Annotated in this window: 11 protein-coding genes and 1 tRNA gene; all 12 read right to left on the reverse strand. The window is 64.2% G+C overall.

Annotation, left to right across the window (positions count from 1 at the left end):
• Positions 1-43: 43 nt before the first annotated feature.
• Positions 44-2,143 (reverse strand): elongation factor G, encoded by a 2,100-nt coding sequence (gene fusA, locus A0W70_RS16095; RefSeq protein ID WP_067564263.1) that lies wholly within the window; start codon positions 2,141-2,143, stop codon positions 44-46.
• A 19-nt stretch (positions 2,144-2,162) separates the two neighbouring features.
• Positions 2,163-2,633, reverse strand: coding sequence for a 30S ribosomal protein S7 (gene rpsG, locus A0W70_RS16100; RefSeq protein ID WP_067564267.1), 471 nt, complete (start codon positions 2,631-2,633; stop codon positions 2,163-2,165).
• Between the two features lie 15 nt (positions 2,634-2,648).
• Positions 2,649-3,023 carry a 30S ribosomal protein S12 gene (gene rpsL, locus A0W70_RS16105; RefSeq protein WP_067564271.1) on the reverse strand — a complete coding sequence of 125 codons (375 nt, stop codon included), beginning with the start codon at positions 3,021-3,023 and terminating at the stop codon, positions 2,649-2,651.
• A gap of 218 nt (positions 3,024-3,241) precedes the next feature.
• Positions 3,242-7,471 (reverse strand): DNA-directed RNA polymerase subunit beta', encoded by a 4,230-nt coding sequence (rpoC, locus tag A0W70_RS16110; RefSeq protein WP_075109902.1) that lies wholly within the window; start codon positions 7,469-7,471, stop codon positions 3,242-3,244.
• Positions 7,472-7,529: 58 nt separating this feature from the next.
• Positions 7,530-11,606: a DNA-directed RNA polymerase subunit beta gene (rpoB, locus tag A0W70_RS16115; protein ID WP_067564275.1), complete on the reverse strand. Its 4,077-nt coding sequence runs from the start codon at positions 11,604-11,606 to the stop codon at positions 7,530-7,532.
• A gap of 307 nt (positions 11,607-11,913) precedes the next feature.
• The gene (gene rplL / locus A0W70_RS16120; RefSeq protein ID WP_067564279.1) at positions 11,914-12,294 is read right to left on the reverse strand and encodes a 50S ribosomal protein L7/L12; all 381 of its coding nucleotides are present in this window, start codon (positions 12,292-12,294) and stop codon (positions 11,914-11,916) included.
• A 58-nt stretch (positions 12,295-12,352) separates the two neighbouring features.
• On the reverse strand, positions 12,353-12,880 hold the full coding sequence (rplJ, locus tag A0W70_RS16125) for a 50S ribosomal protein L10 (protein WP_067564283.1): 528 nt from the start codon (positions 12,878-12,880) through the stop codon (positions 12,353-12,355).
• Between the two features lie 387 nt (positions 12,881-13,267).
• Entirely contained in the window at positions 13,268-13,963 is a 696-nt protein-coding gene (gene rplA / locus A0W70_RS16130; RefSeq protein ID WP_067564286.1) for a 50S ribosomal protein L1, read from the reverse strand.
• 1 nt (position 13,964) lies between these two features.
• A complete protein-coding gene (rplK, locus tag A0W70_RS16135; protein ID WP_067564289.1) occupies positions 13,965-14,396 on the reverse strand; it encodes a 50S ribosomal protein L11 in 432 nt (143 codons plus the stop codon).
• A gap of 166 nt (positions 14,397-14,562) precedes the next feature.
• Positions 14,563-15,096: a transcription termination/antitermination protein NusG gene (nusG, locus tag A0W70_RS16140; protein WP_067564292.1), complete on the reverse strand. Its 534-nt coding sequence runs from the start codon at positions 15,094-15,096 to the stop codon at positions 14,563-14,565.
• A gap of 8 nt (positions 15,097-15,104) precedes the next feature.
• Positions 15,105-15,482, reverse strand: coding sequence for a preprotein translocase subunit SecE (secE, locus tag A0W70_RS16145; protein ID WP_067564295.1), 378 nt, complete (start codon positions 15,480-15,482; stop codon positions 15,105-15,107).
• Positions 15,483-15,532: 50 nt separating this feature from the next.
• A tRNA-Trp gene (locus A0W70_RS16150) sits at positions 15,533-15,608 on the reverse strand.
• Positions 15,609-15,704 lie beyond the last annotated feature (96 nt).

Here is a 15,704-nt window from a genome sequence, read left to right on the forward strand (position 1 = left end):
CGGTCGTTACCCTCTTTCTTGATCTGGAAGCAGTTGATTCCGGTTACGAGGCTTTGCGGACGATTTCTTCCGCAACGCTGTTAGGCGCCTCCGCGTAATGCGAGAACTCCATCGAGTAGTTCGCGCGACCCTGGGTCGCCGAACGCAGATCGGTGGAGTAACCGAACATCTCGGAGAGCGGCACTTCGGCGTGCATCGCCTTGCCGCCCGGGACATCCTCCATCCCCTGGATGGTGCCGCGGCGCCGGTTCAGGTCACCCATCACATCACCCATGTATTCTTCGGGCGTAATGACGTCTACCCGCATCATGGGCTCGAGGATGACCGGATTCGCCTTTTTGGCGCCATCCTGGAATGCGAACGAGCCGGCCATCTTGAAGGCGGACTCACTGGAGTCAACCTCGTGGTACGACCCGTCATACAGCGTCGCGCGGATATCGACCATCGGGTAACCGGCGACAACACCGCCCTGCATGGCCTCTTCAATGCCCTTCGACACCGAGTTGATGTATTCCTTCGGCACGACGCCACCGACGATCGAGTTGACGAACTCGAAGCCGCTGCCGGGCTCGAGCGGCTCCAGCCGCACGAGCACGTGACCGTACTGGCCGCGGCCGCCGGTCTGGCGCACGAACTTGCCTTCGCACTCGGTTTCCTTGCGGATCGTCTCGCGATAGGCGACCTGCGGCTTGCCGATATTGGCCTCGACCTTGAATTCGCGCCGGAGGCGGTCGACCAGGATATCGAGGTGGAGCTCACCCATGCCGGAGATAATCGTCTGACCGGATTCCTCGTCGGTATGGACGCGGAAGGACGGATCCTCCTGGGCGAGCTTGCCCAGCCCGGCGCCCATCTTGTCCTGCTCGGCCTTCGACTTGGGTTCCACCGCAACCGAGATGACCGGCTCGGGGAACTCCATGCGCTCCAGCGTGATCTGGTTGTTCGGATCGCAGAGCGTCTCGCCGGTCGTGACGTCCTTGAGGCCGACCGCCGCCGCGATATCGCCGGCGCGGACTTCCTTGATCTCTTCGCGGCTGTTGGAGTGCATCTGCAGCAGCCGCCCGATGCGCTCGCGCTTGCTCTTGAGCGGGTTGAACACGGTATCGCCGGACTTGACCACGCCCGAGTACACCCGGAAGAAGGTCAGGTTGCCGACGTAGGGATCGGTTGCGACCTTGAACGCGAGGGCCGCGAACGGCTCTTCGTCGGACGCATGGCGCTCGGCCCGCGTTTCGTCCGCATCCGTCAGCGTGCCCTGGATCGCCGGCACTTCGGTCGGCGCCGGGAGGTATTCGATCACGCCGTCGAGCAGCGTCTGCACGCCCTTGTTCTTGAAGGCGGAGCCGCACATCGTCACGACGATCTCGTTGTTGAGCATGCGCTGGCGCAGGCCGGCCTTGATCTCCTCCTTCGTGAGATCGCCTTCCTCGAGGTACTTGTCCATCAGTTCCTCGTTGGCCTCGGCGGCGTGCTCGACCATGTGGCCGTACCACTCATCGCACGTGCCCTTGAGCTCTTCCGGGATCGGCTTCGCCTCGTAGACCATGCCCTTGGAGGCATCATCCCAGTAGATGGCTTCCATGCGCACGAGGTCGATCACGCCGGCGAAATGGTCTTCCGCGCCGATCGGGATCTGGGTCGCGACCGGCGTGCAGCCGAGGCGCTTCTGCATCATCTCGACGCAGCGGAAGAAGTCCGCGCCCATCTTGTCCATCTTGTTGACGAACACCATGCGCGGGACGTGGTACTTGTCGGCCTGCCGCCAGACCGTCTCGGTCTGCGGCTCCACGCCGGCGTTGGCATCGAGCACGCAGACGGCGCCGTCGAGCACGCGCAGCGAGCGCTCCACCTCGATCGTGAAGTCCACGTGACCGGGCGTGTCGATAATGTTGATGCGATGATCCTTGAACTGCTGGTCCATGCCACGCCAGAAACACGTGGTGGCCGCGGAGGTGATCGTGATGCCACGCTCCTGTTCCTGGGCCATCCAGTCCATCACCGCGGCGCCTTCATGCACCTCGCCCATCTTGTGGGACACACCGGTGTAATAAAGGATCCGCTCGGTCGCAGTGGTCTTGCCGGCATCGATGTGCGCCATGATGCCGATATTGCGATAAAGCTCGATCGGGGTTTTGCGTGCCACGGTAATACTCCCGCCGGCCTTACCAGCGATAGTGGGCGAACGCCTTGTTGGCGTCGGCCATTCGATGCGTATCTTCGCGCTTCTTGTAGGCGGACCCGCGCTTGTCGGCGGCGTCCATCAGCTCGTTGGCGAGCTTGCCCATCATCGTCTTCTCACCGCGGCGCTTGGCCGCGTCGATGATCCAGCGCATGGCGAGCGCGTTGCGCCGCACCGGCCGAACCTCGACCGGTACCTGATAGGTCGCGCCACCGACACGCCGCGACTTCACCTCGACGGCGGGACTCACGTTGGACAGCGCCAGCTCGAGAACCTCGAGCGGGTCGCCGCCGCGCTTGTCGCGGATCTGGTCGAGGGCGTCGTAGGTGATCGCCTCGGCGGTCGCCTTCTTGCCGTCGCGCATCAGCATGTTGATGAACTTGGTCAGCTTGATATCACCGAACTTCGGGTCCGGCAGAATCTCGCGACGCGGTGCACTGGCTCGTCTGGACATGGTCGATCGCCCGGTTTATTTCTTCGGCCGCTTGGCGCCGTATTTGGAACGGCCCTGCTTGCGGTTCTTGACGCCCTGCGCGTCGAGGCTGCCGCGTACCGTGTGGTAGCGCACGCCAGGCAGGTCCTTGACTCGGCCGCCGCGGATCAGGACCACCGAGTGCTCCTGCAGATTGTGGCCCTCGCCGCCGATGTACGACGTGACTTCGTAGCCATTCGTCAGCCGCACGCGTGCGACCTTCCGGAGCGCCGAGTTCGGCTTCTTCGGCGTGGTCGTATACACGCGGGTGCAGACGCCCCTTTTCTGGGGGCAGCTTTCGAGCGCCGGCGTATTCGTCTTCTCGTGAATGCGCTTGCGCGGCTTGCGCACGAGCTGATTGATGGTCGACATAACTCGGTCTTTTCCCGACAGTGGGTCGCCGTTGGCGCCAGCCCGAAGGCCGGTCGCACGGCAACGAAAGAATCGGCGGTACCTGGTGGAAGGCGGTCGGTGTGGCCGGATCGCCCCCAAAAAGAGGCGGAATTTTATGGGTGCAGGCGCCGGGTGTCAAGCTACCGGCGGGTTACCCCGGTGGGGCGGCGCCTTCGCGCCGCCCCACACCGGCTCATTCAGGCATCCTGCTCCGCATTGGCACCGACCTCGGTCGAACCCGGGAGCCCGGGCTCACCGATGCCGTCCCCGCTACCCGGGGCCATGAACGGACTCTCCACCGTCGGCCGCTGACGCCGACGGCGCCGCTCCTCATGGTGGGCGAGCCCGGTCCCGGCCGGGATCAGGCGACCGACGATGACGTTCTCCTTGAGACCGCGCAGATCGTCGCGTGCACTGCGCACGGCCGCCTCGGTCAGCACCCGGGTCGTCTCCTGGAAGGAGGCGGCGGAGATGAACGACTCGGTCACGAGGGAGGCCTTAGTGATGCCGAGCAGATGCCGCTCGAACGTACACGGCTTCTTGCCCTCGGCCTCCATGCGCTCGTTCATGTCCAGCGCCCGGGCGTGGTCGACCTGCTCGCCCTGCAGCAGCCCGGTGTCGCCCGGATCGAGGATATCCACCTTGCGCAGCATCTGACGCGCGATGACCTCGATGTGCTTGTCATTGATCTGCACGCCCTGCAGGCGGTAGACGTCCTGGATCTCCTTGACGATATACGCCGCGAGTTCCTCGACGCCCAGCAGCCGCAGGATATCCTGCGGATTCGGCTCGCCGTCGGAGATCATCTCGCCGCGGGCCACCTGCTCGCCCTCGAACACCGAGACGTTGCGCCACTTGGGAATCAGCTCCTCGTGACGGTCGCCCTTCTCGTCGGTGATGATCAGGCGCTGCTTGCCCTTGGTCTCCTTGCCGAAGGACACCGTACCGGTGCGCTCCGCCAGGATCGCCGGTTCCTTCGGCTTGCGGGCCTCGAACAGGTCGGCCACACGGGGCAGACCACCGGTGATATCGCGGGTCTTGGACGACTCCTGCGGGATACGGGCCAGCACATCACCGACCTCCACCGGCGAGGCGTCGTCGAGACTGACGATCGCCCCCTGCGGCAGGTAGTAGTGCGCCGGGATGTCGGTCCCCGCGATGCACAGGTCGTTGCCGTCGCCATCGACCAGCTTGAGCATCGGCCGCAGGTCCTTGCCCGAGGTGCCCCGCTGCTTGGGATCCGTCACCACGATGGACGACAGGCCCGTGACCTCGTCCGCCTGGTGGGTGACCGACACGCCCTCCACGAAGTCGTGGAAGCGGATGTAGCCCGCCACTTCGGTAATAACCGGGTGGGTGTGCGGGTCCCAGTTGGCGACGATCTGACCGCCTTCCACGGGCTCGTTGTCGCCCACGGTGATCACGGCGCCGTAAGGCACCTTGTAGCGTTCCTTCTCACGGCCGGTTTCGTCCATCACGCCGAGCTCACCCGACCGCGACACGGCGACGAAGTTGTTGTTCCGGTTCACCACGGTCTTGATGTTGTGGAACCGGACCTTGCCGTCGGCCTTGACCTCGACGTTGTTCGCGGCCGCCTGACGGCTCGCGGCGCCACCGATGTGGAACGTCCGCATGGTCAGCTGGGTGCCCGGCTCACCGATCGACTGGGCGGCCATGACACCGACCGCTTCACCGACGTTGATCAGGTTGCCACGTGCCAGGTCGCGACCGTAGCAGCGGGCACAGGAACCGTAGCGCGTCTCGCAGGTGATCGAGGAACGCACCCAGAGTTCGTCGATGCCGGCGGATTCGATCCGGTCGACCTCGGCCTCGCCCAGCAGCGTGCCCGCCTCGATCAGCAGCTCTTCGCTGTTGGGATCGTGGATGTCGTTCAGGGCCGTGCGGCCCAGCACACGCTCGCGCAGGCCCTCGACGACATCGCCGCCCTCGATGATCGGCTTCATGTGGATGCCGCGCTCGGTCCCGCAATCCTCCTCGGTAACGACGAGGTCCTGACCGACATCGACCAGCCGCCGCGTCAGGTAGCCCGAGTTGGCGGTCTTCAGCGCCGTGTCGGCCAGACCCTTCCGCGCGCCGTGCGTGGAGATGAAGTACTGCAGGACGTTCAGACCCTCGCGGAAGTTCGCGGTGATCGGCGTCTCGATGATCGAGCCGTCCGGCTTCGCCATCAGACCGCGCATACCGGCCAACTGCCGGATCTGCGCGGCCGAACCACGGGCACCCGAGTCGGCCATCATGAAGATCGAGTTGAACGACTTCTGCTCGACCTCGTTGCCCTCGGTATCGACCGCAGTTTCCTTGCCGAGCTTCTCCATCATGGCCGTCGCCACGCGATCATTCGCGTGCGACCAGATATCGATCACCTTGTTGTAGCGTTCACCGAAGGTTACGAGCCCCGAGGAATACTGCCCCTGGATCTCCTTGACCTCATCCTCGGCCGCGTCGATCAGGGTCTGCTTCTCGGCGGGGACGACCATATCTTCCTTGCCGATGGAGACACCGGCCACGGTCGAGAACCGGAAGCCGGTGAACATCAACTGGTCGGCGAAAATCACCGTCTCCTTGAGACCGACCCGGCGGTAGCACTCGTCGATCAGTTTCGAAATCGCCTTCTTGTTGAGATCCTGGTCGACGAGATCGAATTCCAGGCCTTCCGGCAGGATTTCGGACAGCATCGTGCGACCGACCGTCGTCTCGCGCCGGCGCATCACGGTGATCGGCTCACCGTCTTCGCCCGTTTCCAGCGTGGCCACCCGGGCCGTAACCCGTGCCTGGAGTTCCGCCGCTTTCGACTCGTAGGCGCGACGCGCCTCGGCGACGTCGGCGAACACCATGCCTTCGCCCTTCGCGCCATACTTCACCCGGCTCATGTAGTAGAGCCCAAGCACGACGTCCTGCGACGGCACGATGATCGGTTCCCCGTTCGCCGGCGACAGGATGTTGTTGGTCGACATCATGAGCGAGCGCGATTCGAGCTGCGCCTCGATCGAGAGCGGGACGTGGACCGCCATCTGGTCGCCGTCGAAGTCGGCGTTGAAGGCGGCGCAGACCAGCGGATGCAGCTGGATCGCCTTGCCCTCGATCAGGATCGGTTCGAAGGCCTGGATGCCGAGACGGTGGAGTGTCGGGGCGCGATTCAGGAGCACGGGATGCTCGCGAATCACCTCTTCGAGGATATCCCAGACCTCGGGGCCTTCGCGCTCGACCAGCTTCTTGGCCGCCTTGATGGTCGTGGCCTGGCCGCGCATGTGCAGCTTGGAGAAGATGAACGGCTTGAACAGCTCAAGCGCCATCTTCTTCGGCAGACCGGTCTGGTGCAGGCGCAGGGTCGGCCCGACCACGATCACCGAGCGGCCGGAGTAATCGACGCGCTTGCCGAGCAGGTTCTGCCGGAAACGGCCCTGCTTGCCCTTGATCATATCGGCGAGCGACTTCAGCGGGCGCTTGTTGGTGCCCGTGATCGCGCGGCCGCGGCGGCCGTTGTCCAGCAGCGCGTCGACCGATTCCTGCAGCATGCGCTTCTCGTTGCGCACGATGATGTCGGGCGCATTGAGCTCCAGCAGCCGCCGCAGGCGGTTGTTGCGGTTGATTACGCGCCGATACAGATCGTTGAGATCCGAGGTCGCGAAGCGCCCACCGTCCAGCGGCACCAGCGGCCGCAGGTCCGGCGGCAGCACCGGCAGCACGCTCATGACCATCCACTCGGGCTTGTTGCCCGACTCGAGGAAGGACTCGACGAGCTTCAGGCGCTTGGACAGGCGCTTGATCTTGGTCTCGGAACGCGTGGAGTCGATCTCCTGGCGCAGCTGCTCGGCCTCGTCCTTGAGGTTGAGGTCGCGCAGGAGGCAGCCGACGGCCTCGGCGCCCATGCGGGCATCGAATTCGTCGCCGTACTCCTCCAGCGCCTCGAGGTACTGCTCCTCGGGCAGCAGCTGGCAGCGCTCGAGCGGCGTCAGGCCGGGATCGACCACGACGTAGGCCTCGAAATAGAGGATCCGCTCGATCTCGCGCAGCGTCATGTCGAGCAGCAGGCCGATGCGCGACGGCAACGACTTCAGGAACCAGATATGCGCGACCGGGCTCGCCAGGTCGATATGGCCCATGCGCTCGCGGCGCACCTTGGTCAGGGTGACCTCGACACCGCATTTCTCGCAGACCACGCCACGGTGCTTCATGCGCTTGTACTTGCCGCAGAGGCACTCGTAGTCCTTCACCGGCCCGAAGATCTTCGCGCAGAAGAGGCCGTCACGCTCGGGCTTGAACGTCCGATAGTTGATCGTCTCGGGTTTTTTCACCTCGCCGAACGACCAGGAACGGATCACGTCGGGCGACGCGAGACCGATGCGCAGTGCATCGAAGTCTTCGGTCGTACCCTGCTGCTTCAGTAGGTTCAACAGATCTTTCATGGTTTCCCCGCTACCGTGTCAGTTATCGCAATGAATGGATCGCGTGACCGACACGGTGTCAGTCCTGCTCCAGCTCGATATTGATGCCGAGCGACCGGATTTCCTTCAACAGAACATTGAACGACTCGGGCATGCCGGCTTCCATCCGGTGATCCCCGTCGACGATGTTCTTGTACATCTTGTTGCGACCGTTCACGTCGTCCGACTTCACGGTGAGCATCTCCTGCAGCGTGTAGGCGGCGCCGTAGGCCTCGAGGGCCCAGACCTCCATCTCGCCGAAGCGCTGACCGCCGAACTGCGCCTTGCCGCCCAGCGGCTGCTGGGTGACCAGGCTGTACGGCCCCGTCGAACGGGCGTGCATCTTGTCGTCGACCAGATGGTTCAGCTTGATCATGTGCATGTAACCGACGGTGATCGGCCGCTCGAAGGGATCGCCGGTACGGCCGTCCCAGAGCGTCGTCTGGCCGCTGGTCGGCAGGTCCGCGAGTTCGAGCATCTTGCGGATCTCGTCCTCGTTGGCGCCGTCGAACACCGGCGTCGCCATCGGCACGCCTTCACGCAGATTCTCGCCGAGTTCCATGATCTCGTTGTCATTGAGCGAATCGAGATCTTCCAGGTGCTCGGCGCCGTCGTGGTTGTAGATCTTGCCGAGCAGGTCGCGGACATCGGCCGGATTGCCCTGCTCGTCGATCGTGCGGCCGATCTTGTGGCCGAGCCCTTTCGCGGCCCAGCCCAGATGCGTCTCCAGCACCTGACCGACGTTCATGCGCGACGGCACGCCCAGCGGACTCAGCACGATGTCGATCGGCGTGCCGTCCTCCATGTAGGGCATGTCCTCGGTCGGCACGACCGTGGAGATCACGCCCTTGTTGCCGTGGCGACCGGCCATCTTGTCACCCGGCTGGAAGCGGCGCTTCACGGCCAGATAGACCTTGACCATCTTGAGCACGCCCGGAGACAGATCGTCCGCCTGCGTGATCTTGGCCTTCTGCTCGGCGAAGCGCTGCTCGAACGCCTCGCGGTGCTCACGCATCTGCTGCGCGGCCTTCTCCAGCGTTACGTTGGCGTCCTCGTCGCGCAGGCTGATCTCGAACCACTGATCGCTTTCCAGGCTGTCGAGATATTCCTTCGTGACCTTGGTGCCCTTCTTGAGCCCCTTCGGCCCCTTCTCGGCGACCTGACCGACGATGGCGCGCTCGACGCGGGCGAAGACGTCCGCTTCGATGATCCGCCGCTGGTCGTCGAGGTCCTTGCGGACCTGACGCAGTTCTTCCTGCTCGATATGGAGCGCGCGCGCGTCTTTCTCCACGCCGTCCCGGGTGAACACGCGGACATCGATCACCGTCCCGTCCATGCCCGCGGGCACGCGCTGGGAGGTGTCCTTCACGTCCGACGCCTTCTCGCCGAAGATCGCCCGCAGGAGCTTTTCCTCCGGCGTCAGCTGCGTCTCGCCCTTGGGCGTGACCTTGCCGACCAGGATATCGCCGGGATTGACCTCGGCACCGACGTACACGATGCCCGATTCATCCAGCTTGCCGAGCACCGACTCGCTGACGTTCGGGATATCGGCAGTGATCTCCTCCGGCCCGAGCTTGGTATCACGGGCGACACAGGTCAGTTCCTCGACGTGGATCGTCGTGAACCGATCCTCCTCGACGACCCGCTCGGAGACGAGGATCGAATCCTCGAAGTTGTAGCCGTTCCAGGGCATGAACGCGATGAGCATGTTCTGGCCCAGCGCGAGTTCGCCCATGTCGGTCGACGGCCCGTCCGCGAGCACGTCGCCGCGGGCGACCGCGTCGCCGGGGCGGACCAGCGGACGCTGGTTGATGCAGGTGTTCTGGTTGGAACGGGTGTACTTGGTCAGGTTGTAGATATCGACACCGGACTCACCCTCGATCGCCTCGTCGTCATTGACGCGCACGACCACACGGGCGGCGTCGACCGCATCGACGGTGCCACCGCGCTTGGCCGAAACGGCCGAACCCGAGTCCATCGCCACCGTCCGCTCCATGCCGGTCCCGACCAGGGGCTTTTCCGCCCGCAGGGTCGGCACGGCCTGGCGCTGCATGTTGGCCCCCATGAGCGCGCGGTTCGCGTCGTCGTGCTCGAGGAACGGCACCATCGCGGCCGCGACCGAAACGATCTGCTTCGGCGAGACGTCCACGTAATGGACCTGCTCGGGCGTCGACAGCGAGAACTCGTTGTTGTAGCGGCAGGAGACGAGTTCATCGGTCAGCTTGCCGGTCTCGTCCACCGCGGCGTTCGCCTGAGCGATGACGAAGTTGCCCTCCTCGATCGCCGACAGGTACTCGACCTCGTCGGTCACGCGGGAATTCGCGACCTTGCGGTACGGGGTCTCGAGGAAGCCGTACTTGTTGGTCCGCGCGTACACGGCCAGCGAGTTGATGAGGCCGATATTCGGCCCCTCGGGGGTCTCGATCGGGCAGACGCGACCATAGTGGGTCGGATGCACGTCACGGACCTCGAAGCCGGCCCGCTCGCGCGTCAGACCGCCCGGGCCCAGCGCGGAGATGCGGCGCTTGTGCGTGACCTCCGACAAAGGGTTGTTCTGGTCCATGAACTGCGACAGCTGGTTGGACCCGAAGAACTCCTTGATCGCGGCCGCCACCGGCTTCGCATTGATGATGTCCTGCGGCATCAGGCCTTCGGACTCGACCATCGACAGGCGCTCGCGCACGGCGCGCTCGACACGCACCAGACCGACCCGGAAGACGTTCTCCGCCATCTCGCCGACACAGCGGATGCGGCGGTTGCCGAGGTGGTCGATGTCGTCGACCTGACCATTGCCGTTGCGGATATCGATGAGCGTGCGCAGCACGGCCATGATGTCGTGATTATCGAGCACGCCCGGGCCTTCGAGTTCGTCACGGCCGACCCGGCGATTGAACTTCATGCGGCCGACCGACGACAGGTCGTAGCGGTCCTCCGAAAAGAACAGATTCTGGAACAGGCTCTGCGTCGCCTCCTTCGTGGGCGGCTCGCCCGGGCGCATCATGCGGTAGATCTCCACCTGCGCCTCGAACTGGGTACGGGTGGTATCGATCCGCAGGGTGTTGGAGATGTACGGGCCGCGGTCGAGTTCGTTCACCCAGAGCGTGTCGATCGTCTTCACGCCCTTGGCTTCGAACAGCTCCAGCATGTCCGGCGTGATCTCGTCGTTGGCCTGCGCGATCACTTCACCGGTTTCCGGATCGGCGACGTCGTGGCCAAGAATCCGGGTCTCGAGATACTCGCGCGGCACTTCGAGCTTCTTGATGCCGGCCTTCTCGAGTTCCTTGATGTGGCGTGCGGTGATCCGTCGGCCGGACTCGACGACGGTCTTCTCGCCGTCGGAGATGTCGAACTGCGCGGTCTCGCCGCGCAGGCGCTCCGGCACGAGTTCCAGTTCCACCTTGTCCTTGCGGAAATGGAAACGGTTCTTCTCGAAGAACGCGTCGAGCAGATCCTGGCTGGAATAGCCGAGCGCGCGCAGCAGCACCGTCGCCGGCAGCTTGCGCCGGCGGTCGATGCGCGTATAGATGTTGTCCTTGGCGTCGAATTCGAAATCGAGCCAGGAGCCGCGGTAGGGAATCACCCGCGCGGAGAACAGCAGTTTGCCGGACGAATGGCTCTTGCCCTTGTCGTGATCGAAGAACACGCCCGGGGAACGATGGAGCTGCGAGACGATCACGCGCTCCGTGCCATTGATGATGAAGGTACCGGTGTCCGTCATGAGCGGGAGTTCGCCCATATAGACTTCCTGTTCCTTCACGTCCTTGACGGCCTTGTTGCTGGTGCCCTTATCGAAGATCACCAGCCGCACGAGCACGCGCAGGGGCGCGGAGAACGTCAGTCCGCGGACGCTGCATTCACGTTCGTCGAATGCCGGCTTGCCGAGCCGGTAACTGACGTACTGCAGTTCGACGTTACCGGAGTAACTGACGATCGGCAGTACGGACTGAAACGCCCCGTGCAGACCGACATTGTCGCGTACATCCGAAGCCTTGTCCGTCTGCAGGAATTCCCGGTAGGATTCGATCTGCGTCTGCAGCAGATAGGGCGCTTCCAGGATGGAAGTGCGCTTGCCGAAATCCTTCCGGATGCGTTTCTTCTCAGTGAAGGAATATGCCATCGCGGTTCTCTCTCACCACCGTGCTTCTGTCGCGCGCGTGTGCGGCGCGATATTGATCTGCTGGAAGCAGAAAAAGGCCGGCGGCCGGTAGCCGGCCGGGCCGTTCATTCCCCTTTTGACGCTCGACACGACGCCGGCGACCTCTGGCGCAAGGCACAGCGTCCGGCTATGCGTTACATCGGTCCCGCTTCTCATCGTGTCGCCACGCCCCCACAGGGTGTGAACAGCCCGGCCGGCCTCCGTTGCCGCCAGCCGGCTCTTACGGCGCCGGGCGGGGAACCCTCCCCGTCCGACGTACAGCCCGGGATTACTTGAGCTCGACAGCGGCGCCGGCTTCCTCGAGCTGCTTCTTCACTGCTTCGGCGTCTTCCTTCTCGATCTGTTCCTTCACGGTCGCGGGCACGCCCTCGACCATTTCCTTGGCTTCCTTGAGCCCCAGGCCGGTGATCTGACGGATCGCCTTGATCACGCCGACCTTGTTCTCGCCGAAGCTCGACATGACGACGTCGAATTCGGTCTGTTCCTCGGCCGCTTCGGCGCCCTCACCACCACCGGCAGCCGGGGCGGCCACGGCGGCGGCAGCGGCGCTGACACCGAACTTCTCTTCCATCGCGGAGATCAGGTCTACGATCTCCATGACGGTCATATTCGAGATCGACTCGAGGATTTCATCTTTGGAAACGGCCATTGTTCAGCCTCCTGTAAGTATGCAGACGCATCCGGGGCACCCCCGGATCGGTTAACGGTTATTCGCCGGCCTTCTGGGCACGGACCGCTTCGACCGTGCGAACCAGTTTGCCGGGCACCTCATTGAGTGTACGGGCGAATTTATCGAGCGGCGCACGCAGCGTCCCGGCCAACTGGGCCAGTGCTTCGTCCCGCGTCGGGAGTGTCGCCACGCGATCGAGCTCGGCGGGACCGTACACCTGGCCGCCGATGGCGACCGCACGGACCTCGATCTTGCTCGTGATCTTGGCGTACTCCTTGATGACTCGCGCCGCGGATCCAGGGTCCTCCGTGGAGAACGCCAGCATCAACGGCCCGGTCAGCCCTTCGCTCATGCACTCGAATTCGGTGCCCTCGACGGCACGACGGGCGAGGGTATTCTTGACGACTTTGAGGTAGACGTTCTGCGACCGTGCTTTCTGGCGCAGGTCCGTCATCTCGTAGACGGTCAACCCCCGATAATCCGCCGCGACGGCCGAATGCGCGGAGCTGGCCACATCGGCCACCTCGGCAACGACCGCCTTCTTTTCGTCGAATGACAGCGGCATCGAGCACCTCCTCTCGGGACACGGCCAAGCCGGTCCCCGGTGAGCCACACATGGGCGTTACCACCCATGCACCAGTGCGGCGACCGCCGGTAATGCGCTGCATACCGGCACGAATCGCCATCTGCGCAGGAAATTAAGCCGGCGGAACCGGCACCTGCGGTCTTTGACGCGATCCGGCCAGCGAGGGGCGTTGGACACCCCGTGAGGCCAGGTCGTTCAAAGTCATCTCCGGGGCGAACCCGGTCGACTCCCGGCTTAAAAAAACCGGAAGTCAAAAAACTGTTCCTCTCGCCAAGACGCCAAGCGCGCCAAGAAAATCTTTAAATAAACACGCCTTCCTTGGCGTGCTCCGCGTCTTGGCGAGATACCGATTTCTCTTTAGTGCGCCTACAGGGACAGGCTCGCCTTATCCACCTTGAGGCCCGGACCCATGGTCGATGCGACCGTGATCCGCTTCATGTAGACACCCTTCGACGTCGACGGCTTGGCCTTGTTCAGGTCGTTGATCAGCGCCTGCAGGTTCTCCCGCAGCGCGTTCGTATCGAAGTCGACCTTGCCGATCGGCGCGTGGATGATGCCGTTCTTGTCCGTGCGGTAGCGGACCTGGCCGGCCTTGGCGTTCTTGACCGCCTGGGCCACGTCCTGCGTGACCGTGCCGACCTTCGGGTTCGGCATCAGGCCGCGCGGCCCGAGGATCTGGCCGAGTCGACCGACCACCCGCATGGCGTCCGGCGTGGCGATGACGACATCGAAGTCGAGCTCACCGCCCTGGATGCGCTCGGCGAGGTCCTCGAAACCGACCACGTCGGCGCCGGCGCTCTGCGCCGTTTCCGCCTGATCGCCCTGGGCGAATACCGCGACGCGCGTGCTCTTGCCGGTCCCGTTCGGGAGCACGGTCGATCCGCGCACCATCTGATCCGACTTGCGGGGATCGACGCCGAGGTTCACGGCCACTTCCACGCTCTCGCGGAACTTCACCGAGGTCAGTTCACTCAGCAGGCCGAAGGCCTCGTCGAGGGGATATTCGCGGTTCGGATCGACCTTCGCGCGGATCGCCTGTTTGCGTTTGCTGATCTTCGCCATCTCAGACGCCCTCCACTTCAAGGCCCATGCTACGGGCACTGCCCGCGATCGTGCGTACCGCCGCATCGAGATCGGCGGCCGTCAGATCGGGCTCCTTCTGCCGCGCGATATCCTCGAGCTGTTCGCGCGTGACCGTGCCAACTTTGTTGGTCAGGGCGTTGCTCGAACCGCTTTTGAGGCCGGCGGCCTTCTTCAGCAGAACGGCCGCGGGCGGCGTCTTGGTGACGAAGGTGAAGCTGCGGTCACTGTAGACGGTGATGATCACCGGGATCGGCAGGCCCTGCTCGGTCTCCTGCGTGGCCGCGTTGAAGGCCTTGCAGAATTCCATGATATTCAGGCCGTGCTGACCCAGCGCCGGACCGACGGGCGGGCTCGGATTGGCCTTGCCCGCGGCGACCTGCAGCTTGATGTAGGCTGTAATCTTGCGTGCCACGTTTCACTCCTTGACGGGTGCAGGCGCCTGTTCGGCTCCCCGTTGATGATGGAGCTGCCGCAGCGCGGCAAGCCCCTGATCAGGCGCACGTGAAGCATTCCGCTCCACGCCGGCTGTTGCCTTCGGCAAACGCCGACCTACGTTACAATCCAGCCGGACGGGGTCGTCACGCCTTTTCGACCTGGCTGAATTCGAGCTCCACGGGCGTCGAACGCCCGAAGATCTGTACGGCGACGAGCAGGCGGGACTTTTCGAAGTTCACCTCCTCGACGACGCCACTGAAATCGTTGAACGGCCCGTCGGTCACGCGCACGACCTCGCCCGGCTCGAACAGCACCTTCGGGCGCGGTTTCTCGACACCCTCCTGGACGCGCTGGAGGATGCTCTCCGCTTCCGCGTCGGAGATCGGTGCGGGCTTGTCGGCGGTGCCGCCGATGAAACCGAGCACGCGCGGCGTGTTCTTCACGAGGTGCCAGGTCTCGTCCGTCATCTCCATCTGCAGGAGCACGTACCCCGGGAAGAATTTGCGCTCGGATTTGCGCTTCTGTCCGCCACGGACCTCGACGACCTCTTCGGTGGGCACGAGCACCTCACCGAAGTAATCCTCCAGGCCGCTACGGGCGATGTGTTCGAGCAGCGCGCGTTTCACGGAGGTCTCGAATCCGGAAAACGCCTGAACTACGTACCAGCGCTTGGCCATAACCGCGTCTAGCCTCCGACCCCGGTGATGGCGCCAAAGCCCCACTGGAGAAGCATGTCGAGCAGCCAGAGGAAGATCCCCACGAGCAGCACGATCAGAAGAACGATCAGCGTGGTCTGCACGGTCTCGGTCCGGGTCGGCCAGACCACGCGACGGAGCTCGGTCCGTGCATCCTGGGCGAACACCCAGGCGCGCCGGCCCTTGTCGGTCGTGTATGCGAGCGCCACCGCTGCGAGCGCAATACCGACGAGACCGAGCGCACGATAGAGCACGGAAACGTCGTCCAGTGAGTAGAAGCCGAACACCCCGGCGCCGAGCAGCAGGATCGCTACCCAGAGCTTGAGCGTGTCGAGCCCGCTTTCCTGCGTTTGGGCCTTCGCCGCCATTTGTGTTGCATGCCCCGCGAAGCCGCCCCCTGCGGGGACGGCCTGGTGAATGGCAGGCCAGGAGGGACTCGAACCCCCAACCCTCGGTTTTGGAGACCGATGCTCTGCCAATTGAGCTACTGGCCTAAACTCTCCGGTGCACCGCGACCGGCACGGAAACACCCAAACGACGACGCGCCCGCGGGCGATTCCGCCCCGGGCGCGCGCCTGCAGCCGTGTCGA

The sequence above is a fragment of the Halofilum ochraceum genome (assembly GCF_001614315.2).
GTDB classification, from domain to species: domain Bacteria; phylum Pseudomonadota; class Gammaproteobacteria; order XJ16; family Halofilaceae; genus Halofilum; species Halofilum ochraceum.